The organism is Amycolatopsis pretoriensis (assembly GCF_900107925.1).
In the GTDB taxonomy this organism is placed as follows: Bacteria; Actinomycetota; Actinomycetes; order Mycobacteriales; family Pseudonocardiaceae; genus Amycolatopsis; species Amycolatopsis pretoriensis.
The window spans coordinates 635,226-662,147 of the sequence record NZ_FNUJ01000005.1 but is presented as its reverse complement, the minus strand read 5'-3'; the positions used below and the strand labels follow the sequence as shown (position 1 = coordinate 662,147).

22 protein-coding genes and 1 tRNA gene are annotated in these 26,922 nt (G+C 68.3%); 2 read left to right on the top strand and 21 right to left on the bottom strand.

From position 1 onward, the window contains the following. Window positions 1–12: 12 nt before the first annotated feature. From BLV96_RS24985 to rplJ, 15 genes are all read right to left on the bottom strand, one after another. Window positions 13–3,924, bottom strand: coding sequence for a DNA-directed RNA polymerase subunit beta' (locus BLV96_RS24985; RefSeq protein ID WP_086675517.1), 3,912 nt, complete (start codon window positions 3,922–3,924; stop codon window positions 13–15). Window positions 3,925–4,013: 89 nt separating this feature from the next. Continuing rightward, window positions 4,014–7,514, bottom strand: coding sequence for a DNA-directed RNA polymerase subunit beta (rpoB, locus tag BLV96_RS24980; RefSeq protein ID WP_086675518.1), 3,501 nt, complete (start codon window positions 7,512–7,514; stop codon window positions 4,014–4,016). Between the two features lie 657 nt (window positions 7,515–8,171). Then, the gene (locus tag BLV96_RS24975) at window positions 8,172–9,113 is read right to left on the bottom strand and encodes a hypothetical protein (RefSeq protein WP_086675519.1); all 942 of its coding nucleotides are present in this window, start codon (window positions 9,111–9,113) and stop codon (window positions 8,172–8,174) included. 84 nt (window positions 9,114–9,197) lie between these two features. Further along, entirely contained in the window at window positions 9,198–9,779 is a 582-nt protein-coding gene (locus tag BLV96_RS24970; RefSeq protein ID WP_086675520.1) for a hypothetical protein, read from the bottom strand. Between the two features lie 36 nt (window positions 9,780–9,815). After that, window positions 9,816–11,081, bottom strand: a complete 1,266-nt coding sequence (locus BLV96_RS24965; RefSeq protein WP_086675521.1) for an MCE family protein — start codon at window positions 11,079–11,081, stop codon at window positions 9,816–9,818. Then, window positions 11,081–12,259, bottom strand: a complete 1,179-nt coding sequence (locus tag BLV96_RS24960) for an MCE family protein (protein WP_086675522.1) — start codon at window positions 12,257–12,259, stop codon at window positions 11,081–11,083. The genes BLV96_RS24965 and BLV96_RS24960 overlap by 1 nt, the downstream gene beginning before the upstream one ends. Continuing rightward, window positions 12,256–13,440, bottom strand: coding sequence for an MCE family protein (locus BLV96_RS24955; protein ID WP_086675523.1), 1,185 nt, complete (start codon window positions 13,438–13,440; stop codon window positions 12,256–12,258). Before BLV96_RS24955 ends, BLV96_RS24960 begins: the two co-directional genes overlap by 4 nt. Further along, window positions 13,437–14,423 carry an MCE family protein gene (locus BLV96_RS24950; protein WP_086675524.1) on the bottom strand — a complete coding sequence of 329 codons (987 nt, stop codon included), beginning with the start codon at window positions 14,421–14,423 and terminating at the stop codon, window positions 13,437–13,439. Before BLV96_RS24950 ends, BLV96_RS24955 begins: the two co-directional genes overlap by 4 nt. Beyond that, window positions 14,420–15,448 (bottom strand): MCE family protein, encoded by a 1,029-nt coding sequence (locus BLV96_RS24945; protein WP_086675525.1) that lies wholly within the window; start codon window positions 15,446–15,448, stop codon window positions 14,420–14,422. Before BLV96_RS24945 ends, BLV96_RS24950 begins: the two co-directional genes overlap by 4 nt. After that, on the bottom strand, window positions 15,445–16,770 hold the full coding sequence (locus tag BLV96_RS24940; protein ID WP_086675526.1) for an MCE family protein: 1,326 nt from the start codon (window positions 16,768–16,770) through the stop codon (window positions 15,445–15,447). The genes BLV96_RS24945 and BLV96_RS24940 overlap by 4 nt, the downstream gene beginning before the upstream one ends. Then, entirely contained in the window at window positions 16,767–17,603 is an 837-nt protein-coding gene (locus BLV96_RS24935; RefSeq protein WP_003060266.1) for an MlaE family ABC transporter permease, read from the bottom strand. Before BLV96_RS24935 ends, BLV96_RS24940 begins: the two co-directional genes overlap by 4 nt. 4 nt (window positions 17,604–17,607) lie before the next feature. Beyond that, window positions 17,608–18,360 carry an MlaE family ABC transporter permease gene (locus tag BLV96_RS24930; protein ID WP_086675527.1) on the bottom strand — a complete coding sequence of 251 codons (753 nt, stop codon included), beginning with the start codon at window positions 18,358–18,360 and terminating at the stop codon, window positions 17,608–17,610. 38 nt (window positions 18,361–18,398) lie between these two features. After that, window positions 18,399–19,601 carry an ABC transporter ATP-binding protein gene (locus BLV96_RS24925; RefSeq protein ID WP_086675528.1) on the bottom strand — a complete coding sequence of 401 codons (1,203 nt, stop codon included), beginning with the start codon at window positions 19,599–19,601 and terminating at the stop codon, window positions 18,399–18,401. 401 nt (window positions 19,602–20,002) lie between these two features. Beyond that, on the bottom strand, window positions 20,003–20,389 hold the full coding sequence (rplL, locus tag BLV96_RS24920; protein WP_086675529.1) for a 50S ribosomal protein L7/L12: 387 nt from the start codon (window positions 20,387–20,389) through the stop codon (window positions 20,003–20,005). Window positions 20,390–20,438: 49 nt separating this feature from the next. Then, the gene (rplJ, locus tag BLV96_RS24915; protein ID WP_086675530.1) at window positions 20,439–20,993 is read right to left on the bottom strand and encodes a 50S ribosomal protein L10; all 555 of its coding nucleotides are present in this window, start codon (window positions 20,991–20,993) and stop codon (window positions 20,439–20,441) included. A 279-nt stretch (window positions 20,994–21,272) separates the two neighbouring features. Here rplJ and BLV96_RS24910 point away from each other — a divergent pair, with 279 nt between their 5' ends. Next, a complete protein-coding gene (locus BLV96_RS24910) occupies window positions 21,273–22,163 on the top strand; it encodes a hypothetical protein (RefSeq protein WP_086675531.1) in 891 nt (296 codons plus the stop codon). 1 nt (window position 22,164) lies between these two features. On the opposite strand, the gene BLV96_RS24905 is transcribed toward BLV96_RS24910, so the two are convergent. From BLV96_RS24905 to BLV96_RS24880, 6 genes are all read right to left on the bottom strand, one after another. After that, window positions 22,165–22,941, bottom strand: a complete 777-nt coding sequence (locus BLV96_RS24905) for an alpha/beta fold hydrolase (RefSeq protein WP_086675532.1) — start codon at window positions 22,939–22,941, stop codon at window positions 22,165–22,167. Window positions 22,942–23,011: 70 nt separating this feature from the next. Further along, window positions 23,012–23,731 carry a 50S ribosomal protein L1 gene (gene rplA, locus BLV96_RS24900; RefSeq protein WP_086675533.1) on the bottom strand — a complete coding sequence of 240 codons (720 nt, stop codon included), beginning with the start codon at window positions 23,729–23,731 and terminating at the stop codon, window positions 23,012–23,014. An 81-nt stretch (window positions 23,732–23,812) separates the two neighbouring features. Then, a complete protein-coding gene (gene rplK / locus BLV96_RS24895; protein ID WP_043781763.1) occupies window positions 23,813–24,250 on the bottom strand; it encodes a 50S ribosomal protein L11 in 438 nt (145 codons plus the stop codon). A 74-nt stretch (window positions 24,251–24,324) separates the two neighbouring features. Further along, window positions 24,325–25,164: a transcription termination/antitermination protein NusG gene (gene nusG / locus BLV96_RS24890; RefSeq protein ID WP_086675534.1), complete on the bottom strand. Its 840-nt coding sequence runs from the start codon at window positions 25,162–25,164 to the stop codon at window positions 24,325–24,327. A gap of 73 nt (window positions 25,165–25,237) precedes the next feature. Continuing rightward, window positions 25,238–25,678, bottom strand: a complete 441-nt coding sequence (gene secE, locus BLV96_RS24885) for a preprotein translocase subunit SecE (RefSeq protein ID WP_086675535.1) — start codon at window positions 25,676–25,678, stop codon at window positions 25,238–25,240. 26 nt (window positions 25,679–25,704) lie between these two features. Then, window positions 25,705–25,777, bottom strand: a tRNA-Trp gene (locus BLV96_RS24880). A gap of 196 nt (window positions 25,778–25,973) precedes the next feature. Here BLV96_RS24880 and BLV96_RS24875 point away from each other — a divergent pair. Further along, entirely contained in the window at window positions 25,974–26,903 is a 930-nt protein-coding gene (locus tag BLV96_RS24875) for a TIGR03619 family F420-dependent LLM class oxidoreductase (RefSeq protein ID WP_244180436.1), read from the top strand. Window positions 26,904–26,922: the final 19 nt, after the last annotated feature.

Sequence of the window (26,922 nt, the reverse complement as noted above, 5' to 3'; positions counted from 1 at the left end):
CTCAGCTCAGCTTCAGCGGAAGTCGCGGCCGAAGTCGTAGTCGTCCAGCGGAACCGCCGCACCGGTGCCCGTACCGAACACGTCCGGGGTGTAGTAACCGTCGTCGTAGGACGGGATCGCGTAAGCGGCGACCCGCGCCTCCTCGGTCGGCTGGACCTGGATGTTGCGGTACTTGTTGATGCCCGTACCGGCCGGGATCAGCTTACCGATGATCACGTTCTCCTTGAGGCCCACCAGCTTGTCCGAACGGCCGTTGATGGCCGCGTCGGTCAGGACTCGCGTGGTCTCCTGGAACGACGCCGCCGACAGCCACGAGTCCGTGGTCAGCGACGCCTTCGTGATCCCCATCAGCACCGGACGGCCCGAAGCCGGCTCGCCGCCCTCGGCGACCGCGGCCCGGTTCGTCGCCTCGAACTTGGTCCGCTCGGGCAGCTCGCCCGGGAGGAAGTCCGTGGCACCGGAGTCGATGATCGTCACCCGGCGCAGCATCTGCCGGACGATGACCTCGATGTGCTTGTCGTGGATCGACACACCCTGCGCCCGGTACACCTTCTGGACCTCGTCCGTCAGGTGCATCTGCGCCTCGCGCGGCCCCATGACCCGCAGGACCTCGTGCGGGTCCGGCGTGCCTTCGAGCAGCTGCTGACCGACGTTGACGTGGTCGCCGTCGCCCAGCGGGCCGTTCGGGGTGTTCGCGAGCCGCTGACGCTTGGACAGCTTGTCGAAGACGATCTCTTCGCCGCCGTCGTCCGGGATCAGCGTGATCTTCCAGAACCGCTCGCTCTCCTCGATGCGCACGCGGCCATCGACGTCGGCGATCGGCGCCTTGCCCTTCGGCACACGAGCCTCGAAGAGCTCCTGGACACGGGGCAGACCGGTCGTGATGTCGTCACCGGCGACACCACCCTGGTGGAACGTACGCATCGTCAGCTGCGTGCCGGGCTCACCGATCGACTGGGCCGCGACGATACCCACGGCCTCGCCGACGTCGACGAGCTGACCGGTCGCCATCGAGCGGCCGTAGCAGGTCGCGCAGATGCCGACGGCCGACTCGCAGGTCAGCACCGAGCGGACCTTGACCTTCGAGATGCCGCTGGAGAGCAGCTTGTCGATGGCCGGGTCGCCGATGTCGTCGCCCGCGTTCAGCACGACGTTGCCCTTGGCGTCCACCGCGTCCGTCGCGAGGTTCCGCGCGTAGACCGAGGTCTCGACGTGCTGGTCGCGCAGGACCTTGCCGTCGCCGATGTCCTCGCCGATCGGCATCATGATGCCGCGGGTGGTGCCGCAGTCGATCTCGCGGACGATGACGTCCTGCGAGACGTCCACCAGACGCCGGGTCAGGTAACCCGAGTCGGCGGTCCGCAGCGCCGTGTCCGCCAGGCCCTTCCGGGCACCGTGCGTCGCGATGAAGTACTCCGCCACCGACAGGCCCTCACGGAAGTTGGCCTTGATCGGACGCGGGATGTACTCACCCTTCGGGTTCGACACCAGGCCACGCATGCCGGCCAGCGACCGGACCTGCGTCATGTTGCCCGCCGCGCCCGACTTCACGATCATGGCGATCGGGTTGTCGTCCGGCAGCGCCGTCTCCATGATCTTGTGGACCTCTTCGGTGGCCTGCGTCCACACCTTGACGAGCTCGTTGTTGCGCTCGGTGTGCGACAGCTGACCACGCTGGTAGCGCTTCTCCACCTGGGAGGCCTTGCCCTCGTACTCGTCGAGGATGGCGGCCTTGCCCACCGGGGTGAGCACGTCCGAGATGGCGACGGTGACGCCCGAGCGGGTCGCCCAGTAGAAACCGGCGTCCTTCAGGCGGTCCAGGGTCTGCGCGACCTGCGTCATCGAGTACCGCTCGGCGAGGTCGTTCACGATCGCGGCCTGACGCTTCTTCGGCATCGGCTCGTTGATGAACGGGTAGTCCGCCGGCAGCAGCTCGTTGAACAGCACGCGGCCCAGGGTCGTCTCGGCCAGCCACGCCTTGCCCGGCTCCCAGCCCTTCTCCGCGAGCGCCGCTTCGTCGGCCTTCGCCGGCTGACGGTCGGTGACGCGGATCTTGATCGGGGCGTGCAGGCCCAGCGCCTTGCGGTCGAAGGCCATGATGGCCTCGGCCGGCGACGAGTACGCGTTGCCCGCGCCCTCGGCCTTCTCGTTGAGGCGGGTCAGGTGGAACAGACCCGTCACCATGTCCAGTCGCGGCATGGCGAGCGGACGGCCCGACGCCGGCGAGAGGATGTTGTTCGCCGACAGCATCAGGATCCGGGCCTCGGCCTGCGCCTCGGCCGACAGCGGCAGGTGCACCGCCATCTGGTCACCGTCGAAGTCCGCGTTGAACGCCTCGCAGACCAGCGGGTGCAGCTGGATGGCCTTGCCCTCGACCAGCTGCGGCTCGAAGGCCTGGATGCCGAGGCGGTGCAGCGTCGGCGCGCGGTTCAGCATCACCGGGTGGCCGGTGATGACCTCTTCCAGCACGTCCCACACCTGCGGCCGCGAGCGCTCCACCATCCGCTTGGCGGACTTGATGTTCTGCGCGTGGTTCAGGTCGACCAGCCGCTTCATGACGAACGGCTTGAACAGCTCGAGCGCCATGTCCTTCGGCAGGCCGCACTGGTGCAGCTTCAGCTGCGGGCCGACGATGATGACCGAACGGCCCGAGTAGTCGACGCGCTTGCCGAGCAGGTTCTGGCGGAACCGGCCCTGCTTGCCCTTGAGGAGGTCGGACAGCGACTTCAGCGGCCGGTTGCCCGGGCCGGTGACCGGACGCCCGCGGCGGCCGTTGTCGAACAGCGCGTCGACGGCCTCCTGCAGCATCCGCTTCTCGTTGTTGACGATGATCTCGGGCGCGCCGAGGTCGATCAGCCGCTTGAGGCGGTTGTTCCGGTTGATCACCCGGCGGTACAGGTCGTTGAGGTCGGAGGTCGCGAAGCGGCCACCGTCCAGCTGCACCATCGGACGCAGGTCCGGCGGGATGACCGGGACGGCGTCGAGCACCATGCCGCGCGGGTCGTTGCCGGTGGCCTGGAACGCCGCGACGACCTTGAGCCGCTTCAGCGCGCGGAGCTTCTTCTGCCCCTTGCCGTTGCGGATCGTGTCGCGCAGGCTCTCGGCCTCCGCGGCGACGTCGAACTCGGTGGCCAGCTTCTGGATGGCCTCCGCGCCCATGCCGCCGGTGAAGTACTCGCCGTAGCGGTCGACGAGCTCGCGGTAGAGCAGCTCGTCGGCGATCAGCTGGCGGGTGTCGAGCTTCGTGAAGGTCGTCCAGACCTCCTCGAGGCGGTCCAGCTCGCGACCGGCGCGGTCACGCAGCTGGCGCATCTCGCGCTCGCCGCCCTCCTTGACCTTGCGGCGGACGTCGGACTTGGCGCCCTCCGCCTCCAGCTCGGCCAGGTCGGCTTCCAGCTTCTGCGCGCGGGTCTCGATGTCCGCGTCACGCTTGGTCTCGAGGTTCTTGCGCTCGACGCCGATCTCGTTCTCGAGGGTCGGCAGGTCGTTGTGGCGCAGCTCCGTGTTCACGCCCGTGATGACGTAAGCAGCGAAGTAGATGATCTTCTCGAGGTCCTTCGGCGCCAGGTCCAGCAGGTAGCCGAGGCGGGACGGAACACCCTTGAAGTACCAGATGTGGGTGACCGGGGCGGCCAGCTCGATGTGGCCCATCCGCTCGCGGCGCACCTTGGCGCGGGTCACCTCGACGCCGCAGCGCTCACAGATGATGCCCTTGAAGCGGACGCGCTTGTACTTGCCGCAGTAGCACTCCCAGTCCCGGGTCGGACCGAAGATCTTCTCGCAGAAGAGGCCGTCCTTCTCGGGCTTGAGCGTCCGGTAGTTGATGGTCTCCGGCTTCTTGACCTCGCCGTACGACCACTGACGGATGTCGTCGGCCGTGGCGAGACCAATGCGGAGCTCATCGAAGAAGTTGACGTCCAGCACGTCTAGATCCCCTTGGGGTTGTTTCGGCTAGAGAGGGGGCGGCGGGCGAGCTGGGCCCCGCGGGAGGTGGGGCCCAGCTCAGCTCGCGATCAGTGCACGACGTCGTCCACCGAGGGCGACTCGTTGCGGGACAGGTTGATGCCGAGGTTGGCCGCGGCGCGCTCGAGGTCCTCGTCGTCGGAGTCGCGCATCTCGATCGCCGCGCCGTCGCTGGAGAGCACCTCGACGTTGAGGCACAGCGACTGGAGCTCCTTGAGGAGCACCTTGAACGACTCCGGGATGCCCGGCTCGGGGATGTTCTCCCCCTTGACGATGGCCTCGTACACCTTGACGCGGCCGACCACGTCGTCCGACTTGATCGTCAGCAGCTCCTGCAGCGTGTAGGCGGCGCCGTACGCCTGCATCGCCCAGCACTCCATCTCACCGAAGCGCTGGCCACCGAACTGCGCCTTACCACCCAGCGGCTGCTGCGTGATCATCGAGTACGGACCGGTGGAGCGGGCGTGGATCTTGTCGTCGACCAGGTGGTGCAGCTTCAGGATGTACATGTAGCCGACCGACACCGGGTACGGGTACGGCTCGCCGGAGCGGCCGTCGAACAGCGTGGCCTTGCCGTTCTCCTTGACCATGCGCTCGCCGTCGCGGTTCGGCTTGGTCGCCCCGAGCAGCCCGGTGAGCTCCTCTTCCTTCGCGCCGTCGAACACCGGGGTCGCGGTGTTCGTGCCCGGCGCGACGTCGTAGAGCTCCTCGGACAGGTTCTTCGCCCAGTCCGGGTCGCCTTCGATCGTCCAGCCCTGCGACGCCAGCCAGCCCAGGTGCAGCTCGAGGATCTGGCCGATGTTCATCCGTCGCGGCACACCGTGCGTGTTCAGGATGATGTCGACGGGCGTGCCGTCCTCCATGAACGGCATGTCCTCGACCGGCAGGATCTTGCCGATGACACCCTTGTTGCCGTGGCGGCCGGCGAGTTTGTCGCCCGGCTGGATCTTGCGCTTCTGGGCCACGTAGACGCGGACCAGCTCGTTGACACCCGGGGGCAGCTCGTCGTCGTCCTCGCGCGAGAACACGCGGATGCCGATGACCTTGCCGGTCTCGCCGTGCGGCACCTTCAGCGAGGTGTCGCGGACTTCGCGGGCCTTCTCACCGAAGATCGCGCGGAGCAGGCGCTCTTCCGGCGTCAGCTCGGTCTCGCCCTTCGGCGTGACCTTGCCGACCAGGATGTCGCCGTCGCGGACCTCGGCACCGATGCGGATGATGCCGCGCTCGTCGAGGTCGGCGAGGACCTCCTCGGAGACGTTCGGGATGTCCCGGGTGATCTCCTCGGCGCCCAGCTTGGTGTCGCGGGCGTCGATCTCGTGCTCCTCGATGTGGATCGACGTCAAGACGTCGTCCTGCACCAGGCGCTCGGAGAGGATGATCGCGTCCTCGTAGTTGTGGCCCTCCCACGGCATGACCGCGACGAGCAGGTTCTTGCCGAGCGCCATCTCACCGTTCTCGGTGGACGGGCCGTCGGCGATGACCTGACCCTGCTCGACCCGGTCGCCCTCGTTGACGATCGGGCGGTGGTTGAAGCAGGTGCCGTGGTTGGAGCGGCGGAACTTGTACAGCCCGTAGCTCTTCCGCGTGCCGTCGTCGTGCATGATCGTGATCAGGTCCGCCGAGAGCTCCTCGACGATGCCGGCCTGCTCGGCGACGAGCACGTCACCGGCGTCGACCGCGGCGCGCAGCTCCACACCCGTGCCCACGTACGGGGCCTGGTTGCGCAGCAGCGGCACGGCCTGGCGCTGCATGTTCGCACCCATCAGGGCGCGGTTCGCGTCGTCGTGCTCGAGGAACGGGATCATCGCCGTCGCGACCGAGACCATCTGCCGCGGCGAGACGTCCATGTAGTCGATGTCGAGCGGGTCGATCAGCTCGACCTCGCCGCCCTTGCGGCGGGCCATGACCCGGTCTTCGACGAAGGTGCCGTCGTCGGAGATCGGCGCGTTGGCCTGGGCCTTGACGTACCGGTCCTCTTCGTCCGCGGTCAGGTAGTCGACCTGGTCGGTGACCCGGCCCTCGACGACCTTGCGGTACGGCGTCTCGATGAAGCCGAACGGGTTGACCCGCGCGTAGGAGCAGAGCGAGCCGATCAGGCCGATGTTCGGGCCTTCCGGCGTCTCGATCGGGCACATCCGGCCGTAGTGCGACGGGTGGACGTCCCGGACCTCCATGCCGGCGCGCTCACGGGACAGACCACCCGGGCCGAGGGCCGAGAGACGACGCTTGTGCGTCAGGCCCGACAGCGGGTTGTTCTGGTCCATGAACTGCGACAGCTGCGAGGTGCCGAAGAACTCCTTGATCGCCGCGCCGATCGGGCGGATGTTGATCAGGGTCTGCGGCGTGATCGCCTCGACGTCCTGCGTCGTCATGCGCTCGCGCACCACGCGCTCGGTGCGGGAGAGGCCGACCCGGATCTGGTTCTGGATCAGCTCGCCGACCGTGCGCAGGCGCCGGTTGCCGAAGTGGTCGATGTCGTCGGTCTCGACCGGGACCTCGAGCTCGCCCTCGTTCATCTTGTCCTCGCCGGCGTGCAGCCGGACCAGGTACTCGATGGTCGTGACGATGTCCTCTTCGGTCAGCGTCCCGGTGTCGTACGGCGTGGTCAGGCCGAGCTTCTTGTTCAGCTTGTACCGGCCGACCTTCGCCAGGTCGTAGCGCTTCGCCTTGAAGAACAGGTTCTCCAGCAGGGTCTGCGCGCTCTCCTTTGTGGGCGGCTCGCCCGGGCGCAGCTTGCGGTAGATGTCGAGCAGCGCCTCGTCGGTGCCGGCGGTGTGGTCCTTCTCGAGGGTGGCCAGCAGCGTCTCCGAGAAGGAGAAGCGCTCGCGGATCGCCTCGGTGGTCCAGCCCAGCGCCTTCAGCAGCACGGTGACCGGCTGGCGGCGCTTGCGGTCGATGCGCACGCCGACGGTGTCGCGCTTGTCGACGTCGAACTCGAGCCACGCACCCCGGCTCGGGATCACGCGGACGCTGAAGACGTCCTTGTCGGTCGTCTTGTCGACGTCCTTCGAGTAGTAGACGCCCGGCGAGCGGACCAGCTGGGACACGACGACACGCTCGGTGCCGTTGATGATGAACGTGCCCTTGTCGGTCATGACCGGGAAGTCGCCCAGGAAGACCGTCTGGCTCTTGATCTCGCCCGTGTTGTTGTTGACGAACTCCGCCGTCACGAACAGCGGGGCGGCGTAGGTCATGTCCTTGTCCTTGCACTCCTCGATCGAGGCCTTGACCTCGTCGAAGCGCGGAGCGGAGAAGGACAGGGACATCGAACCGGAGAAGTCCTCGATCGGGGAGATCTCGTTGAGGACCTCTTCGAGGCCGCCGACCGGGTTTTCTTCACCTTCTTCGACACGGCGTTCGAACCACGCTTCGTCCCCGGTGAACCACTGGAACGACTGGATCTGGACGTCGAGCAGGTTGGGGGTGCTGAGGGGTTCGCGAATCTTTGCGAAGGAAACCCGCTTGGGCGCGCCGGGGATTCCCGTGGACTCCGAGCGAGATTCAGCCGAGGTGGTCGCAGCAGTGGCCTGGTTCGCGGGAGAGACTGCCAAGATGCGTCCTTCCGGGGACAATGAGCGGTGACGGCCGCCATAGCAACAGCTATCAGCGACTGTCAAGGGTGCCGTGTGCCCACTATCCTAACTACCGGCTCCGGGCAGCCTGAAAGAGGGCAGCGCAAAGAGGCAGTCTAGCCCGAACGGCGCGGTCTGTCCAGGGGGCGCTCCCGATGGGGCCCAGCCTGCCTCGCGACGTCTTCAGGTATGCCTCCAGGCGAGCCGGTTGTCCCTCCCGCAAGGGCCGCCGGTTTCGCCGTCGGGAGTAAGCGTGAACCCACCGGGCCCGAGAGTCAAGATGCCACACGGGGGTCCCGCCGGTTGGCGCAGCGTTGGAGAAGGTCAGCGGAGCGTGAGCGGCCGAATAGTCTTCCAGTTACCGGCTGGTAGCGCCAGCAATAGGGGTCGGACCTGGGGGTTTTCCGCGATCCGAGGGGGTCGAAGCGTATGTTCCAGGCCACTTCGGACGGGACCGGTTCCGCCGTTGGCGGCGTGTCGCGCGGGTTTTCGGTAACCGGCCTGAACGCCGTTTTCCGGCGGTCGCGGACGCCTCAGGCGTCACACGTGTCCCGCGCCGGTGACGGCCGCTCAGCGAGCCGCTCCGGGCACGAAGACGGCCCGCGACCGATCGGGTCGCGGGCCGTCGCCGGGGCGCTACTTGGTCGGCGAGGGTGACGCCGGAGCCGACGACGCCGGTGCCTGGGTCGCCGCCGGGACCTTCGGCGCGTTGTACGTGTCCATGTCCGTGATCTTCCACTTGTCGCCCTGCAGCTGGGCGTTCAAGTGGAGCTGGGCGGTCCCCGCGGTCGTCTTCTTCGTGTCCGTGCGGGTCGACGTCTGGTCCACGAAGACCATCACCTTCGCCAGGTCGCCGTTGAGCATGATCACCGCCGCGCGCGTCACCTTGCACGTCACGATCATCTTCTGGGCCGGCGCCAGCCGCTTCACCTCGCCCATCAGCGAGTTGTACTTGTTCCGGACGTCGTCGTTGGCGAGCAGGTCGTTCGCCGCGTCCTCGGTCTTCTTGATGTTGTTGAAGTCGTACGAGAACAGCGACTCGGCCGCCTTGGACACCGCGTCCTTGACCTGGGCCGTCTTCGCCACGTCCAGCAGGGCCGTGTTGCTCGTCGCCGAGGACACGTCGACCTCTTCGGACTTGAACCAGTACGCCAGCCCGCCCAGGAGCAGCGCCACCAGCACCAGCGCGCCCGCGACCACGTACGGCCGCTGCACCCGCGAAGTCGCCGGCTCGGCCCGTTCCTCCGAAGCGGCGACCGGGACCTCGGACTCCTCCGTCGGCTTCGCGATGCCCGTGTCCCGCTTCTTCCGCCGCGGGGCCGGCTTCTCGGGAACCTCTTCGGGCTCCCCGGTGAGCGCGTCGACCTGCGGCTCCACCTCGGTGCCGACCGCCGCGAAGACCTGGGTGTCCTCCGCGGAGGAGGCGCTGTCGGCCTCGACCGGCTCGGCGGGCTTGGCGGCCGGCCGCGGCGCCGGACGGGGGGCCGGACGCGGGCGCGGCTTGGCCGGGACCGCGGGGAGCTGGCCGGTCCGCTCGGCGGCGGACTCGTCCGTCGACGGCTTGCGCAGACCGGCCACGCGCGGCCGGCGCGACGGCGGGGTGCTGCTGCTGCGAGGCGGCTGGCGGCGGGAGGGGGGCACTACAAGCTCCTTAAGGTGACGCTACTGGCCGGCCGCGACGAGCGGGACGCTGTCGATGCCGGACAGCTTCCACTCGTCGCCGACGCGGGTCATCGACACCTCGAGGCGCAGCGGCTTCGCACTGCTCTTGTCGCCCTGGGTGACGGTCGTGGCGATGGCGGCGAGGAAGCTGGCCTTGCCTTCGTGGTCGTCCAGCTCCTCGACGGCGATGTCCTGGACGTCGGTGGCGACCTTCGTCTTCGCGTCGGCGAGGGCCTTGCGGAACGTCGGCGCCGACTGGTCGATCTGCTGCGACATCTTGTCGTCCGACACCGACTTCTGCCGGGCGAAGAACCCGTCGAGATCCTGGTAGTCGACCTCGGTGTACGCCTTCAGCGCGTTGGTACCCGCCTTGACCACGGCCTCGCGCGACGCCGCCAGGCCGGCGTTGTCGTCGTTCGCCGCCACCCACCACTGGACGCCGAAGATCGCCGCCGCGATCAGCGCGGCCAGGGCCAGCGCCGCGGCGCCGAGCACCAGGATCCGCGCGGACGGCTCCCGGTCCGCCGGGGCACCGGCGGGCTCCTCGTCCACCGCCACGGCGGCCGGCTCGTCCGAACTCATAGCACTCCAGGGTAGGTAACGGTCATCAAATCCACGTCAGGCGAGCCCGAGCAGCGAGCCCAGGCTGTTCAGGCTGACGCCGGGGCTGCCGACGATGCCCGGGACGCCCCGGGTGTCGCGCTCGTCGGCCAGCTCCTCCGCCGGCCGGTTGGCGTTGGCCGAGACGTCGGCGTCGGACGGGGCGACCGGCACTCCGCCGTACGGCGCGTTCTGCGCGCCGCGGACGTTGATCGGGCTGCCCTTCGGCTCGGCACAGTACGCGTCTTCCTTCGCCGGCTTCGCCGAGAGGTCGTTGCCGGTGCGGTACTGCGAGTACGGCAGGTACCCCTTGGTGCACGACGGCGGGTTGAACAGGTTGAGCACCAGGCCGAGGTGCGCGGTGCCGTCGCCGGGCGCCACGCTGCTCGCCGCGCCGGCCAGCGCCGGGTAGGTGACCAGGCCCTGCTCGATGCCGTCGAGCCGGGTCACGGTCAGGTTGGCCGTGGTCAGCAGGTTCGCCGTCAGCGCGCCGAGGCCCGGGCCGGACTCCTGCAGCACCTGGCTGATCTGCGTCGCCACCTGCGGCGTGATGCCGATGAGCTTGCGCAGGTCGCCGTCGGAGTTCTTCAGGGTGCCGGTCAGCTGGTTGAGGCTCTTGCTGAACGACGCGAAGTTCTCGGCCTCGTCGTTCTGCGTGTCCAGGACCTTGCCGCCCTGGTCGAGCAGCTGGATGGTCTGCGGCAGGTACTCCTGCGCGGTCGTGGTGAAGCTGCGCGCGGTGTCCAGCAGCTTCTGCAGGTCGCCGCCGGTGCCGCGGAAGGCGTCGTAGGACTCGTCGACGACCGTGCGCAGCGAGTCGACCGGGACCGACGCGGCGAGCGTGTCGAGGTCGCCGATCAGCCGGTCGGTGCTGACCGGGGTGGTCGTCTTCGACGCCGGGATGACCGAGCCCCCGGCCAGGTACGGGCCCTTGTCGGCCTTCGGCTTGAGGTCGACGTACTGCTCGCCGACCGCCGAGCGGTTGGCGACGACGGCGTCGAGGTCGGCCGGCACCTGCGGCGCCGACGGGTCGATGTTCAGGTCGGCTTCGAGCCCGGTCGGGGTCAGGCGCATCTCGCCGACCCGGCCGATGTTGTAGCCGCGGTAGGTGACTTCGGCGTTGGTGAAGATGCCGCCCGACTCGTTGAGCTGCAGCTTCACCGTGTAGCCGCTGTTGCCGAACACGGTGCCGAGCCCGGCGAACCGGATCAGCGCGTACACGATCGCGACGATCGAAATGACCGCGAAGGCGATCAGCTGGATCTTCGTCCGGCGGATCAGCATCAGCCCGCACCTCCCGAGAGCAGCCCGAAGAGGTTGCCGAGACCCGGCTGCGACTGCCCGGACTGCGCGGACCCGCTCTCCCCCGGGATCGGCAGCGGCGGGTTGCCCGACGCGCCTTCGGTACCGCCGGTGAGCCCCTGCAGCGGGAGCTGGCCGGACAGGATGTTCTGCCGGCTGCTGCCCAGGTTCTCGACGACGGTCTTCAGGTTCAGGTCCACCTTCGCGAACAGGTTGAAGTAGTCACCCTTGACGTCGTTGACGGCCTGGTCGCTGAACGGGAACGTCAGCAGGATCTGCAGGGCCTTCGGCAGGTCGTTGCCCGCCTCGCCGAGCTTCTGCAGCGTCGGGGTCAGCGCCTTGAGGTCGGCGACGAGGTCCTTCTGCGACCGGTTCACGGTGTCGGTGGCGACGCCGGAGAGGTTGTCCAGCGCCTGCAGCATCGTGACCAGCTGGCCGCGCTGCTGTTCGAGCACGCCGAGGCCGGGCCCGAGGTTGTCGACCGCGCCGACCAGCTTGTCCTTCTGGCCGTTCAGCGTCGAGGACAGCCGGTTCAGCCCGTCGATGGCCCGGGTGATGTTGCGCGACTGCTGGTCGAGGTTCGTGACCAGCTGGTTCGCGTTGTCCAGGAGCGCCTTGATGTCCGGCTCGCGGCCGGAGGTGGCGTTGTTGAGCTCCTTGGTGATCGTGTTGAGCTGGTCGACGCCACCACCGTTGAGCAGCAGCGACAGCGCCCCGAGCAGCTCTTCGACCTCGACGCTGCGGTTCGTCCGGGCCAGCGGGATGGTCGCGTTGTCGGCGAGCTTGCCCTGGGCCTGGTCGTCGCCGGGCGAGGCCAGCTCGACGTACTTCTCGCCGAGCAGGCTCGACTGCTTGACGTTGGCGATCGCGTTGGCCGGCAGCTTGACGTCGCCGTTGACCTTGAGGGTCACCAGCGCGTGCCAGCCGTCCTTGGTGAGGCCGACGTTCTCGACGCGGCCGATCGGCACCTCGTCGACCTTCACCCCGGCCTGCGGGGTCAGGTCGAGCACGTCCCGGAACTCGACGTTCACCGTGTACGGGTGGTCGCCGAGGTCGGCGCCGCCGGGCAGCGGCAGGTCGTAGATGCCGTTGAACGCGCAGCCCGAGAGCGTCAACGCCGACACAGTGGCGATGGCTCCGACGGTCAGTAGCTTCTTCACTGGCCACCTCCGTAGAGCTGCCCCGCGATGGGCAGCGGGAGCGGCGGCAGCTGACCGGACTGCAGGGCCTGCACGGTCTGCGCCACGGACGGCAGCGGGATCGCCTTGTCGACGACGCCGGCGATGCTCTCGCAGGCGTTGCCGAGCACGTCCGGAATGCTGTTGGTGCCGACCTGCTTGAGCAGCCGGCAGATCATCACCAGCGGCGGCTGGGTCAGCTCGTTGAGGTTCGGCCGGGCGTCGAGCGTGCCGGCCGAGCCGTTGTAGGTGTTGACCAGGTTGCTCAGGCCGACCGGCGCGACGTCGAGGATCTCGGCGAGCGAGCTCCGCTGGTCGACGAGGACCTTGGTGATCCCGGCCAGCTTGTCCACATTGGACTTGAGCCGGTCGTGGTTCTGGTCGATGAACGCCTGCACCGAGGTCAGCGTGGTGCCCAGCTGCTGCACGGTCGCGGCCAGGTTGTCCTTTTCGGACGCCAGGTAGCCGCTGACGTCGGCGAGCTGGCTTTCGAAGCTGCGGACCTGCTTGTCGGAGTCGGCCAGCGTCTGCGAGAACTTGCCGAGGTTCTCCACGGTGGAGAACAGGTCGTCCTTGTTGCCGGCCAGCGTCCCGGCCGCCTGGCCGAGCTTGGTGATCGTGTCGTGCAGGGCCTGGCCGTTGCCGTCGACGTTGGCCGCGGCGGTGTTCAGCAGGTTCGACAGCGAGCCGTTCTTGTTGGCGCCGTTCGGGCCGAGGGTCTCGCTGACCCGGGCCAGGCTGGCGGCCAGCTGGTCGACCTCGAGGGGCACCTCGGTGCGGTCGAGGCCGATGACCGCGCCGTCGGAGATCCGCGGGCCGCCGGTGTAGGCCGGGGCGAGCTGGACGTAGCGGTCGGACACCAGCGACGGCGCCACGATGAGCGCCTTGGCGTCGGCCGGGACGGCGACCGAGCGGTCGTACTCGAACTCGACCTTCACCTGGTTGCCCATGGGCTGGATCTTGGTGACCGTGCCCATGTCGACGCCGAGCATCCGCACGCTGTTGCCCTCGTACAGGCCGACAGCGCCGGCGAAGTACGCGGTCAGGTGGTTGCGGCCGGCGTCCTTGAGGGTCCACCAGATCCCGCCGGCGACGACGAGCGCGAGGACGATCGCGATGGTGAAGCCCCGGGTCAGGGCCATTCCGAAGCGGGTGTCACTCATTTCGTGTAGCACCCCTCTTCGTTGATCGGGCCGAACGACGGGAGCAGCAGGCCGCAGATGTAGTTGTCGAACCAGCGCCCGTTGCCGATGGTGTTGGTGAAGACGCGGATGAACGGCGCGAACTTCTTGATGCCCTCGGCCAGGGAGTCCTGGTTGCGCTGCAGCATCGAGGTCAGCTGGTCCAGCGACGTGAGCACCGGGTCGAGCTGCTTGTCGTTGTCGTCGATCAGGCCCTGCAGCTGCGTCGCGAGCTCGCGGGAGCCGTTGAGCAGCGAGGTGATCGCGTCTTCGCGCTTGGACAGCTCGTCGAGCAGCTTGTTGCCGTCGGTGAGCAGCTTCTGGACCTCGGCGTCGCGGTCGACGAGCGTCTGCGACACCTCGCGGGTGTTGGCCAGCAGGTTCGACAGCTGCTCGTCGCGCGAAGCGATCGTGTCCGACAGCTTCGAGAGCCCGGACAGCGCGCCCTTCACGTCCTGCGGCGTGTTGGCGAAGGTCTGCGAGATCGTGTCGAAGCTCTGCGCCAGCTGCTTGGTGTCGATGTTGTCGACCGTCTGCGAGAGCCCGCGGAACGCGTCGAGCACGTCGTAGGGGGCCATCGTGCGGTCGCGCGGGATCGCGGTGCCGGGGTTCAGCGAGCCCTGGCCCTGCGGGTCCAGCGACAGGTACTTCTGGCCGAGCAGCGTCTTGATCTTGATCGCGGCCGCGGTCCGGTCGCCCAGCCAGGCGTCCTTGACCTTGAACGACACCTTGACCGACGCGCCGTCGAGCTCGATGTCGCTGACCTTGCCGACCTTGACGCCGGCGATCCGGACGTCGTTGTCCTTCTGCAGCCCGGAGGCTTCGCTGAACTCGGCGGAGTACGTGGTGCCGCCGCCGATCACCGGCAGGTCGTCGGAGTTCAGCGCGGCGATGAAGCCGAGCGCGAGGACGGCGATGCCGAACAGCGCGATCGGGACGGGGTTGCGCTTCTGGAAGGACTTCATCCCGAGCACCTCGACCGGTTGGCCGGGATCAACGGCAGGTCGACCGGCGGAATCAATGGGGGCAAGCTGACCGTCCCGGAGAACTCGCAGGCGTAGAAGTTGAACCAGGAGCCGTAGTCCGCGGTGCGGGTCAGCGTGCTCACCTTCGTCGGCAGGAACTGGATGAAGTGCTCCAGCTCCGGCTCGTTCTTGTTGAGCTGGTTCGTGAGGGTGCCGAGGGCGCTGATGTCGTTCTTCAGCGGCTCCCGGACGTCGCCCAGCAGGCCGGACGTCGTTTCGGCCAGGTTGCCGAGGCTCTCGATCGCGTCGCCGATCGGCTTGCGGTCGGCGGCGAGACCGGAGGTCAGCTGCTGCAGCTTGACGATGAGGTCGTTCAGCTGCGGGGTGTGCGCGTTGACCGTGTCGAGCATCGAGTTGAGGTTGTCGATGACCTCGCCGATCACCTGGTCCTTGTCGGCGATCGTGGTGGCCAGCGACGCCGTGTGCGACAGCAGGCTTTCGACGGTGCCGCCCTCGCCCTGCAGGACCTGGATCACCTCGTAGGACAGCTTGTTGACGTCGTCCGGGTTGAGCGCGGTGAACAGCGGCTTGAAGCCGTTGAACAGCTCGGTCAGGTCCAGCGCCGGCGTGGTCCGGTCCAGCGGGATGGTGCCGCCGGGCTGCAGGTTCTTGCCCCCGCTGTTCTCCCCCTCGCCGAGGGAGACGTAGCGCTGGCCGACCAGGTTGCGGAACTTGATCTGCGCGGTCACGCCGGCGGGCAGCGTGCGGCCGGCGTCGACCTCGAACTCGACTTCGGCCTGGCGCTTGTCGACGATCTTGACGTCCTTGACCTGCCCGACGCGGACGCCGGCGATGCGGACGTCGTCGTTGGGCAGCAGCAGGGTCGCGTCGGTGAAGCGCGCCTTGTAGGCGTTGGTGCTGGTGGTGTTGATGTTGGCGATGCTGATCCCGAGGATCGTCGTGAACAGCACGGTGACGACCACGAAGATGCCGAGCTTGATCAGCGGCGCGAGCAGGCCCCTCACTTGACCGTCACCTCCGCGCCCCGGTACAGCGGGCCGACGAGCAGCGCGCTCCAGCTGGGGACGTCCGCCGAGTTCATGCCGAGCTGCGGGCCGAGCAGGTCGGCCAGGAAGCCCTGTTCCGCGGTCGAATAGGCCAGGTCACCGCCGCTGCCGTTGCCGCCCGCCGCGTCCTGCTTGAACTTGGCCGGGTTGAGGCCCTCGCCGACGGTCTTCGGGGCGGCCTGGTGCTTGGTGCCGTCCTTGAACGCGCCGTCCGGCGGCTCGGACGGGAACGGCTTCGGGATGTCCTTCATGTCGTAGCACCGCGGGCCGCGCTTGTCCTCGAACCGCGGCTCCTCCTTGCCCGCCTCGTACGGCGCGCGCGGCACGATGATCTCGATCGTCGCGTGCAGGCCGGGCTTGTCGGTGCCCTTGCCCAGCGCCTGGTCGATCAGCGGCACGTTGTCGGCCATCTGGGAGATCACGCAGGGGTACTCCGGCGCGTACTTCGCCAGCAGCTCGGCCGTCGGCCGGGCGGTGTCGGCGAGGGAGATGATGTTCTCCTTGTTGTTCTGCAGGAACGTCTGCAGGTCGATCGACGCCTGCGTGAGGCTGCCGTAGAGGTTCGACAGGTTCTGCTGCTCGTCGACCACGGTCCGGGTCGTCGTGCTCAGGTTGTCGAGGCTCTGCACCAGGTCCGGCGCGGCGTCCTTGAGGTGGTCGGAGAACTCCGCGAGCGCCTTGAGGTTGTGCTGCAGCTCCGGCTCGTGCGGGTTCAGCTCGCCGATGTAGGTGCCCAGCTGCGCCAGCGTGTCGCCGAGCTGGTCGCCGCGGCCCTGCAGGGCGGTCGAGATCGCGGTGAGCGTCGCCGACAGCTTCTGCGGCTGGACCGCCTGCAGCACCGGCATCAGGTGCTCGAACGCCTGGTCCAGCTCGACCGCGCTGGACGTGCGGTCCTGCGGGATGACGTCGCCGCTGGCGATCGTCTTCGCCGACGGGTCCTTCGGGATCTCCAGCGAGACGAACCGCTCGCCGAAGAGCGTCTTCGGCAGGAACCGCGCGGAGACGTTCTCCGGGATCAGCTTCGCCGACTCCGGCTTGAGCGCGAGCGTGAGCTCGGCGCCCTTGTCCGTGGCGACGATGTCCTGGACGGACCCGACGATCAGCCCGCGCACCTTGACGTCGGACTGCTTGATCAGCTGGTTGCCGATCTTGTCGGCCTGGAGCTTGACCGTGACGACGGGCGTGAACGCCTTGTCGTAGAGCGCGATGGACAGCGCCACCCCGCCGACCATCACGGCGATGAGCAGCAGGCCGAGCAGCCTGCGTCGGAGCGTCCTCATCCCGCGATCCTTACCGTGACGTCGGTTCCCCAGATGGCGAAGCCGATGAAGAAGTTCATGATCGACACCGTGACGATGGAGAGGCGCACGGCCTTGCCGACCGCGACGCCGACGCCGGCCGGGCCGCCGGTCGCGCGGTAGCCGAAGTAGCAGTGCGACAGGATGATCAGGACGCTGAAGAGCAGCACCTTGATGAACGAATACAGCACGTCCTGCGGTGGTAAGAACAGGTCGAAGTAGTGGTCGTAGGTACCCGCGGACTGGTTGTAGATGTAGATGACGACCAGTCTCGACGCGAGGTACGAGCTCAGCAGGCCGATGATGTAGAGCGGGATGACCGCGACGAACCCGGCGATGATCCGCGTCGTCACCAGGTACGGCAGGCTCGGCACGCCCATGACTTCCAGCGCGTCGATCTCCTCGGAGATCCGCATCGCGCCCAGCTGCGCGGTGAACCCGGCGCCGACCGTGGCGCTCAGGGCGAGGCCGGCGACCAGCGGTGCGATCTCGCGCGTGTTGAAGAACGCCGTCAGGAAGCCGGTGAAGGCCGACGTCCCGATCGAGTTCAGCGCCGAGTAGCCCTGGAGGCCGACGAGGACACCGGTGAACAGCGTCAGGCCGACCATCACGCCGACCGTGCCGCCGATGACCGCGAGCGAGCCGGACCCGAAGCTGACCTCGGCGAGCAGCCGGAGGACTTCCTTCGTGTAGCGGCGCAGGGTTCGCGGCGTCCACAGCAGCGCACGGCCGTAGAAGGACATCTGGTCACCGAGGGTGTCCAGTGTCTGGAGAGGACGGTTGGCGACGCGTTTCGCGCCCTGGAGGAACGTCATGGCGCTAGTCCAGCTTTCCGGGCACGATCTGCAGGTAGATCAAGGTGATCACGAAGTTCACGACGAAGAGCATGAGGAACGTGATGACCACCGACTGGTTCACCGCGTCCCCGACGCCCTTCGGGCCGCCGGAGGGGTTCAAGCCCCGGTAGGACGCGACGACGGCGGCGATGAACCCGAAGATCAGCGCCTTGAGCTCGCCGACCCAGAGGTCGGGCAGCTGCGCGAGGGCCGAGAAGCTCGCCAGGTACGCACCCGGCGTCCCGCCCTGCAGCACGACGTTGAAGAAGTAGCCGCCCAGCACGCCGATGACGCTGACCATGCCGTTGAGCAGCAACGCCACCAGCATCATCGCGAGGGTGCGCGGCACGATCAGCCGCTGCACCGCGGAGACGCCGAGCACCTCCATCGCGGCGATCTCTTCGCGGATGGTGCGGGCGCCGATGTCGGCGCAGACGGCGGAGCCGCCCGCGCCCGCCACCAGCAGCGCGGTGACCAGCGGACTGGCCTGCTGCACGGTGGCGAGCACGGAGCCCGCGCCGGTGTAGGACTGCGCGCCCAGCTGGCGGGCGAGCGAACCGAACTGCAGCGAGATGACCGCGCCGAACGGAATCGCCACCAGGGCCGTCGGCAGGATGGTCACGCTCGCGATGAACCACGACTGCTGGATGAACTCCCGCAGCTGGAACGGGCGCTGGAACAGGCCGCGGATGATGTCCAGGCCGAGAGCGAACAGGTTCCCGGTCTCGCGGAGCATGCCGATCCCGGGGATCTTCGCCTGTGATGCGGGAGAACTCACCGGCCACCTGGCCCGTTGTTCGGCGGTGGTGGCATGCGCCGGGCGCCGGGTCTCGGCGGCTGGCCGCCGCCGGGGATCCGCGCGACCTGGTCGGCGGGCAGCTGGCCGTGGTGCTGGTTCGGGACGCCGTCACCCTGCCGGGCACCCGCCGGGACCTGCTGCTGTTGCTGCTGCTGGGCGTGCGCGACCTGCCGCGGGCTGACGCCGTAGTGGCGCTGCTCCTCGGGGCTCAGCGACGCGATGATGCTCTGCTGGGCGGCGTCGGGGAGCCGGTGCATGATCTCCATGACCCGGTCCTTGCGGCGGACCGCGCCCATCCGGGTCGGCACGCCCGGCGTCGGCTGCATCTGCGGCGGCACGCCGGAGACGTCCTCGACCCCGCCCGCGTGGTGGCCGGCGTCGAACATCGCCTGCTCGGCCGCGATCTGGGCGCTGTCCTTCTCCTCGGACATGCCGATCGGGCCCTGCATCTTGCCGTTGAGGAACTGCTTGACGACCGGCTCCTCGCTGGTCAGCAGCACCTCGCGCGGGCCGAACATGACCAGTTCCTTGCGGAAGAGCATGCCCAGGTTGTCCGGGACCGTGCGGGCCAGGTTGATGTTGTGCGTGACGATCAGGAACGTCGCGTCGATCTGCGCGTTGACGTCGAGGAACAGCTGCGAGATGTAGGTCGTGCGGACCGGGTCGAGGCCCGAGTCCGGCTCGTCGACCAGGATGATCTCGGGGTCGAGCACCAGGGCGCGGGCGAGGCCGGCGCGCTTGCGCATACCACCGGAGATCTCGCCCGGGAGCTTCTTGTCGGCGCCGTTCAGACCGGTCATGTCGAGCTTTTCGAGGACGATCCGGCGGATTTCCGTCTCGGACTTCTTCGTGTGCTCGCGCAGCGGGAAGGCGACGTTGTCGTAGAGGTTCATCGAGCCGAACAGCGCGCCGTCCTGGAAGAGGACGCCGAAGAGCTTCCGGATCTCGTAGAGCTTGTGCTCGGAGCAGGTGACGATGTCGACACCGTTGATCACGCAGCGGCCGCGATCGGGCTTGAGCAGCCCGATCATGGACTTGAGGAACACCGACTTGCCGGTTCCCGACGGGCCGAGCATCGCCGAAACCTCGCCCGGAGGCAGGGTCAGCGTGACGTCCCGCCAGATGGCCTGCTTACCGAAGGACTTGGTCAGGCCTTCGATGACCACCTCGGCACCCATCGCACCTCCAGGAGCTGTTCCGCGTCATTGCGCCCGCTGCCACACCCATGCCACCCCATGCCGGCGGCGGGTGCGGGCCTGGCGCCCCAAGAACCCGCGTCAACCAGGTGCAACGAGCTGAGTGCGAACAGGTTACTCACCAGTTTTATTTCCTGGCCAGCCCTGGTTCCATCGTCACTCCGCCGTGATCGGCATCCGGACGCACGGTAGCCCATTCGGGGCAACGACGCAGATCTCCGATGCCCCAGAACCACGATTTAGGGACCCGGGGGCTATTCGGACACCGCTCCTAGGGAGTGCGGTGCTCGCGCAGCTCAGGAAGTCGTAGACGCGGAAAGGGCGGGCACCCGATGGTGCCCGCCCTTTCGCGGAGTGATGCTGCGGCGCTTGCGCGCCTGGGATCACTTGATGGAGATCTTGGCGCCCGCGGCCTCGAGCTTCTCCTTGGCGGCCTCGGCGGCCTCCTTGTCGACCTTCTCCAGGAGGGCCTTGGGAGCGGCCTCGACCAGCTCCTTGGCCTCCTTCAGGCCCAGACCGGAGACGACCTCGCGGACGACCTTGATGACCTGGATCTTCTTGTCGCCGGCGCCCTCGAGGACGACGTCGAACTCGTCCTGCTCCTCGACGGCGGCCGGGGCGGCACCGGCGGGGCCGGCGGCGGCGACGGCGACCGGCGCGGCGGCGGTCACGTCGAAGACCTCTTCGAACTCCTTCACGAACTCGGAGAGCTCGAGGAGGGTGAGCTCCTTGAAGGCGTCGATCAGCTCGGCGGTGCTCAGCTTCGCCATGATGGCTTCCTCTCAGAAAAACGAACTAGACGTTCGGGGTGGGGGTGGTTCAGCTCTCGGCGGGTGCTTCGGCTGCTTCGGTACCGGCGGCGTTGCGCTGCTTCTCCTCCAGCGCGGCAGCCAGGCGGGCGACCTGGGACGCCGGCGCCTGGAACAGCGCGGCGGCCTGGGACAGCTTCGCCTTGAACGCGCCCGCCGCCTTGGCGAGCAGGACCTCACGGCTGTCGAGATCGGCGATCCGGTTGATCTCGTCCACGGACAGCGCTTTGCCGTCCATGTAGCCGCCCTTGATCACAAGCGCGTTGTTGTCCTTCGCGAAGTCGCGAAGCGCCTTGGCGGCGTCGACCGCTTCACCCTCGACGAAGGCGATGGCGGTGGCACCGACGAACAGGTCCTCGAGCCCCGTGACGCCCGCGTCTTCCGCGGCACGCTTGACGAGGGTGTTCTTCGCGACCCGGTACTTGGCACTGGTGCCGAGAGCGCGGCGCAGCTGGGACAGCTGGGACACGGAGAGGCCGGTGTACTGGGTAACGACGGTGGCCGAGCTGGTGCGGAAGCTCTCCGCGATCTCGGCGACGGCCGCCACCTTGTCGGGCTTCGCCATGGTCGCCTCCTCTCTTGGCTAGTGTTTCCACTGGCATCGAGGAGTCCCGCGAAACGACGAAACGCCCGCGCGCAAGCAGGCGCGGGGCGTTCTTCCGGCATGACGGCCGGGGCCTCGTTCCTCCTGCGCGGGCCGCCCGGCGAGTTGCGGGACCTTCGTTCCCCGTTGGAGCGGGGAAAACCAGCGGTCTTCGGTAGAACCGTCGACAACTATACGTTGTCAAGTCGGCAAGCCTTCTCCGACCCCCACCTTTGTGGCCGCGTGAGGCATCATGGTCACGTGGCGGAGCAGCGTGATGACGGAAAGCCGGGCTCGGAAGTCGAACCGGCGAGCCCTTCGACGCCGGCTTCGCAGCCGCCGATGGACCCGGACCAGCTAGAGCAGTTCCGCCAGTTCCAGCAGTTCCAGGACTACCTGCGCTTCACCCAGACCCAGCAGGGCAACCAGCCGGCCCCGCCGCCGAACACCGGGGTGGTCCAGGCCCCGCCGTCGTCTCCTCAGCAGGGCGGCGGCGCCCAGCCCCCGATGATCCCCCCGGGCTACCAGCTGGTCCCGACCGAGCGCCGTCGCGCGCCGAAGTGGCTGAGCTGGCTGGGCAAGAAGGTGATCGCGTGGGTGCTGGCGATCATCATCCTCGGGGTGGCGGGAACGTGGCTGTACAACCACTACTTTCCCAACGACGCCGGGAAGACCTCGGCCCAGCTGGCCCAAGAGGGCGGCGGGAAGTACCACACGAACCACATCTTCTCGACGAACCCGTACGAGGCCGTCCGATTCGTGTACCACAACGTCGCCCAGGGCCGGGTCGACGACGCTTGCGGCCGCTTCCAGAACGAAGGCCCGCGCGACATCCAGACCCAGTTCGCCCAGGACATCGCGCAGACGTTCCGCCAGAACACCGCCCAGACGGACTGCAAGAAGGCCGTCGAGTTCCTCGCCACCCAGGTGACGAACAAGAACGACTACGCCGAATCCCTGCCGTCGAGCGTCTCGGACCCGTTGCCCGGCGACACCGTGACCGTCGATTCCTGCACGTTCCCCATCAGCGGCGGACCGGCACTCGGCGTCTTCACGGTGTCGAAGGTCGAAAAGGGGCAGTGGCTCATCACCGGCCACGCCGTCGGCCCGGCGAAGTGCAGCGGAGTCCCCACCACCACTCCGACGAGCTGACTCAGCGGGGCTGCGGCGCGGTCAAGAACGCCACCAAGGTCTCCGAGAAAGCCGGCGACATCACCGCCGTCATGTGGTCCCCCGGGATCCGCACCAACCGCGCCCCCGCGATGGCCGCGGCCAAGCGCTCCGGCTCCGCCGCCAGCAGGTCCTGGTCCCCCGCCAGCACCAACGTCGGCACCCCGATCGCCGAGAGGTTCAGGCTCCCCTGCGACGACGACGCCAATGCCACCGCCGCCAAGGCCTGACGGTCCCCGCCGGTGGCGTCCGCCAGCAACCGGAACGGCACCCCCGATGGCGGCACCGTCGACGGATCCTCCGCCAGCAACGCCGAAGCGATCTCCGCCGGCTTGACGACCCGCAGGTCGACACCCCCGAAGTCGACGATCCCCGACCCCACCCCACCGGTCGCCAACCGGCGGATCCGCTTGTCGGAAGCCGTCGAGGCCAGCGCGATGATCGCGCCCATCGAATAGCCGACCAGGGACACCTCGTCCAAGGCCAGCTCGTCCAGCAGCGCCGAAATGTCGCGGGCCATGCTGTCGCCCGTGTACGCCGCTTCGTCGTGGGGCTTCTCCGACCGGCCGTGGCCGCGCGCGTCCAGGGAGATCACCGTCAAGCCCGCCGCGCGCAACGCTGCGACCACGCCCGTCGAGATCCAGTTCGCGTTCGTGTCGGCCGCGAAGCCGTGTTGGAGCAGTACCGGGTGGTGGGCTCCGTCGCCCTCCCACACGGTGTAGTTCAACCGGAGGCCGTCGAACGACGCGAAAGTCGGCATGACCTCCATCAGACACGAAGAAAGGGCGCCCCCGCAGCAAGCGGGGACGCCCTTTCCGGTGATCTCAGACTCAGACGTTCGCGTCCTCGGAGAGGAGGTTGCGGGTCCGCAGCGGGTCGACCGGGATGCCCGGGCCCATCGTGGTGGTGAAGGTGACCTTCTTCAGGTAGCGGCCCTTCGCCGACGACGGCTTGGCGCGGAGGATCTCGTCCAGCGCGGCCGCGTAGTTCTCGACCAGCTTCTCCGTGTCGAAGGAAGCCTTGCCGATCACCAGGTGCAGGTTGGCCTGCTTGTCGACGCGGAAGTTGATCTTACCGCCCTTGATGTCCTTCACGGCCTTCTCGACCGCGGGGGTCACCGTGCCGGTCTTCGGGTTCGGCATCAGGCCACGCGGGCCGAGGATGCGGGCGATGCGGCCCACCTTGGCCATCTGGTCCGGCGTCGCGATCGCGGCGTCGAAGTCGAGCCAGCCACCCTGGATGCGCTCGATCAGCTCGTCGGTGCCGACCGCGTCCGCGCCGGCGGCTTCGGCCTCGGCGGCCTTGTCGCCGACGGCGAAGACGATGACGCGGGCGGTCTTACCGGTGCCGTGCGGCAGGTTCACGGTGCCGCGGACCATCTGGTCGGCCTTGCGGGGGTCCACACCGAGACGCATCGCGACCTCGACGGTCGCGTCCATCTTGGTCTTGGAGGTTTCCTTCGCCAGCTTCGCGGCCTCGATCGGCGCGTACAGGCGCGCCTTGTCGACGAGTTCCGCAGCCTGGCGGTAAGCCTTGCTGTGCTTGGTCATGCTTCTGTCCCTTACTTCAAAAACGGATCAGTGTGGTGTCAGAGCCAGCACTCGGCTCTCCCACGGGTATTGCTGCGAACGTCAGGCGTCGACGACCGTGATGCCCATCGACCGAGCAGTGCCGGCGATGATCTTCGCGGCCTGGTCGATGTCGTGCGCGTTGAGGTCGGTCTCCTTGGTCTTGGCGATCTCGCGGACCTGGTCCCAGGTGACCTTGGCGACCTTGGTCTTGTGCGGCTCGCCGGAGCCCTTCTCCACGCCCGCGGCCTTCAGCAGCAGCTTGGCGGCCGGCGGCGTCTTCAGCTTGAAGTCGAACGACCGGTCTTCGTACACGGAGATCTCGACCGGGACGACGTCCCCGCGCTGCGACTCGGTCGCGGCGTTGTAGGCCTTGCAGAACTCCATGATGTTGACGCCGTGCTGACCCAGGGCCGGGCCGACCGGCGGCGCGGGGTTGGCCGCACCCGCCTTGATCTGCAGCTTGATGATCGCCGCAAGCTTCTTCTTCTTGGGTGGCATTTCTTTTCCTGTCCTGTACTACGTTCCCCGCGTACCTGCCGTGGACGCGGGGACTGCGGCCGACCGGGCGGCCGTCAGATCTTGGAGACCTGGTTGAACGACAGCTCGACCGGGGTCTCCCGGCCGAAGATCGACACCAGGACCTTCAGCTTCTGCCCGTCGACGTTGACCTCGGAGATCGTCGCCGGCAGCGTCGCGAACGGGCCGTCCATGACCGTGACCGACTCGCCGATCTCGAAGTCGACCTCGACGGCCGGGCCGCCGAGCGGGGCCGCGGTCGTGGCGGACTCGCCCTTGCCGGCCTTCGCCGGGGCTTCGCTCTCGACCTTCGGGGCGAGGAACTTCAGCACCTCGTCGACGGTCAGCGGCGAGGGGCGCGAGGTGGCGCCGACGAACCCGGTGACACCCGGCGTGTTGCGCACCGCGCTCCACGAGGCGTCGTTCAGGTCCATCCGGACCAGGATGTAGCCGGGCAGCACCTTGCGCTGCACCTGCTTGCGCTGGCCGTTCTTGATCTCGGTGACCTCTTCGGTCGGGACCTCGATCTGGAAGATGTAGTCCTCGACGTCCAGGGTCTGGGTCCGGGTCTCGAGGTTGGTCTTCACCTTGTTCTCGTAGCCGGCGTACGAGTGCACGACGTACCACTCGCCGGGCGCGGCGAGCAGCTCGGAACGCAGCTTGGCGACCGGGTCCTCGTCGTCTTCGGCGGGCTCGGCGACCTCGTCGGTCACGTCGTCGTCGGCCGCGGCCTCGGCGGAAGCGGCTTCGTCGTCGGAAACGGCTTCGTCGACCTCGTCGGACACCTCGACGGGCTCCAGGTGCTCGGACTCCTCGTCACCGAGTGCCGCGTGCACCTGCTCGTCGGAAAGCTCGGTCAGGTCGTGACCGGCTGATGTGCCGTTGTCGGAGGTCACGTTCCGTCCTCTCAGTTGATCATTGCCGGGGTCAGGCCGGGACCTGAGCCCCATCGGCGCGCGCCGGGGCGCGTCAGCCGAAGATCTTGCCGATGCCCCACTTGAATGCCAGGTCGAGCACGCTCACCAGGGCCACCATGAACACCACGAAGGCCAGCACGACCGCGGTGTAGGTGACCATCTGCTTGCGGTTCGGCCAGATGACCTTGCGCAGCTCCGCCCAGACCTCGCGGATGAAGCGCATGAGCCGCGCGAACACGGAGGCCTTCTTCGCCTTCTGGTCCCGCTTCGGGGTCGGAGCGCCCTTCGCGTCGGGGGCGGACTTCTCCCCCGACTTGCCGGCCGGGCGGGTCTTGTCGTCCGCACGTGCCGCGGACTTGCCCGCCGGGCGAGCGGTCGCACGGCGCTCACGCCTGGCAGCAGCTGTGACGGGACGGGACGGGCTCTCGGGCTTCTGCCCGTTGCCGTCCTGCTCCTGCTCGCCGCCGCTGGCGTCGCTGTCGCTCACGACCACTCCTCCGCTCCACCAGTTCCGTTACGCAGGGGTGACAGGACTTGAACCTGCAACCTGCGGTTTTGGAGACCGCTGCTCTGCCAATTGAGCTACACCCCTGTGAGCCCCGATCGCTCGGAGCCCCGTTGGACGCATTCCATCGTCCCCACCATCCAGGCGGGGATGACCGTAGTGCGTTCCAAGTCCCGAAGTCTACGGCAAGCCTCGCGAGAGCCCGCAACCGCGCCCCCCGATCGACCGCCGAACCCCGGCCGGCCTGCGGAAAACTCCCCGCGGGCCTCCTGATCATGCCAGGATGTCCGCCATGACGGACAACCCGGAGTCCCGCTCACCGGTGAGCGGGACGCGGCTCGGGCTCGCGCTGCCGCAGTACGGCGCCCTCGCCGACCCCGCGGCCGTCGCGCGCTTCGCGACCGCCGCCGAGGAGCTGGGTTTCGGGTCCCTGTGGGTCGGCGACCGGATCCTGACGCCGCACTCGCCCTCGGACCTCTACCCGGGCGGCGGGACGCCGGAGCACCCGTACCCGAAGGAGTTCGAGACCTTCGCGGACCCGTTCACGACGCTGGCGACCGCGGCCGCGGTGACCCGGACGGCCCGCCTGGGGATGAGCGCGCTGACCGGCCCCGTCTATTCCCCGGTGCTGCTCGCCCGGGTCCTGACCTCGCTCGACCTGGCCAGCGGCGGCCGCTTGGACGTCGGCCTCGGGCTCGGCTGGCTGCGCGAGGAGTACTTCGCGACGGGCGTCCCGTGGGAGGGCCGTGGCAAGCGGCTCGACGACGTCCTGGACGCGCTCGAAGCCCTCTGGACCGGCGATCCCGTGGCACACGACGGCCCGCAGTGGCGGATCGCGCCGTCGACCGTCGGCCTGCGCCCGGCGCAGAACCCGCGGCCGCCCGTGCTGCTCGGTGGGTTTTCGCCGCCGGCGCTCGCCCGGGTCGGGCGGCGGGCGGACGGGTGGCTGGCGGGGTGGATGCCCAAGGAGTACCTGATCGGGCTCTGGTCGGTCGCGGTCGACGCCGCCGAGAAGGCCGGACGCGATCCCGCGACCCTGCGGCGGGTGCTGCGGATCAACCCGCGCGCGGGTACCGGGGTCGAGACCGTCGCGGACGTCGCTCCCTGCCTGGACGTGGCCCGGGAGCTGGGCATCACCGAGGTGCTCGTCGATCTGCACTACGTCGCCAAGGACGTCGACCACGCTCTGGAGCTCGCCGCCGAACTCGTGTGACGTAGATCATTCACCCAGC

Bases quoted from the DNA above. Each gene is read 5' to 3' on its own strand.
- BLV96_RS24930 (WP_086675527.1), bottom strand. From the start codon at position 18,360: ATGCTCCGCGAGACCGGGAACCTGTTCGCTCTCGGCCTGGACATCATC.
- BLV96_RS24965 (WP_086675521.1), bottom strand. From the start codon at position 11,081: ATGCTGATCCGCCGGACGAAGATCCAGCTGATCGCCTTCGCGGTCATT.
- rplL (WP_086675529.1), bottom strand. From the start codon at position 20,389: ATGGCGAAGCTGAGCACCGCCGAGCTGATCGACGCCTTCAAGGAGCTC.
- BLV96_RS24970 (WP_086675520.1), bottom strand. From the start codon at position 9,779: ATGAGTTCGGACGAGCCGGCCGCCGTGGCGGTGGACGAGGAGCCCGCC.
- BLV96_RS24925 (WP_086675528.1), bottom strand. From the start codon at position 19,601: ATGGGTGCCGAGGTGGTCATCGAAGGCCTGACCAAGTCCTTCGGTAAG.
- rplJ (WP_086675530.1), bottom strand. From the start codon at position 20,993: ATGGCGAAGCCCGACAAGGTGGCGGCCGTCGCCGAGATCGCGGAGAGC.
- BLV96_RS24950 (WP_086675524.1), bottom strand. From the start codon at position 14,423: ATGAAGTCCTTCCAGAAGCGCAACCCCGTCCCGATCGCGCTGTTCGGC.
- rplA (WP_086675533.1), bottom strand. From the start codon at position 23,731: ATGACCAAGCACAGCAAGGCTTACCGCCAGGCTGCGGAACTCGTCGAC.
- rplK (WP_043781763.1), bottom strand. From the start codon at position 24,250: ATGCCACCCAAGAAGAAGAAGCTTGCGGCGATCATCAAGCTGCAGATC.
- BLV96_RS24875 (WP_244180436.1), top strand. From the start codon at position 25,974: ATGTCCGCCATGACGGACAACCCGGAGTCCCGCTCACCGGTGAGCGGG.
- BLV96_RS24905 (WP_086675532.1), bottom strand. From the start codon at position 22,941: ATGCCGACTTTCGCGTCGTTCGACGGCCTCCGGTTGAACTACACCGTG.
- BLV96_RS24940 (WP_086675526.1), bottom strand. From the start codon at position 16,770: ATGAGGACGCTCCGACGCAGGCTGCTCGGCCTGCTGCTCATCGCCGTG.
- BLV96_RS24955 (WP_086675523.1), bottom strand. From the start codon at position 13,440: ATGAGTGACACCCGCTTCGGAATGGCCCTGACCCGGGGCTTCACCATC.
- BLV96_RS24935 (WP_003060266.1), bottom strand. From the start codon at position 17,603: ATGACGTTCCTCCAGGGCGCGAAACGCGTCGCCAACCGTCCTCTCCAG.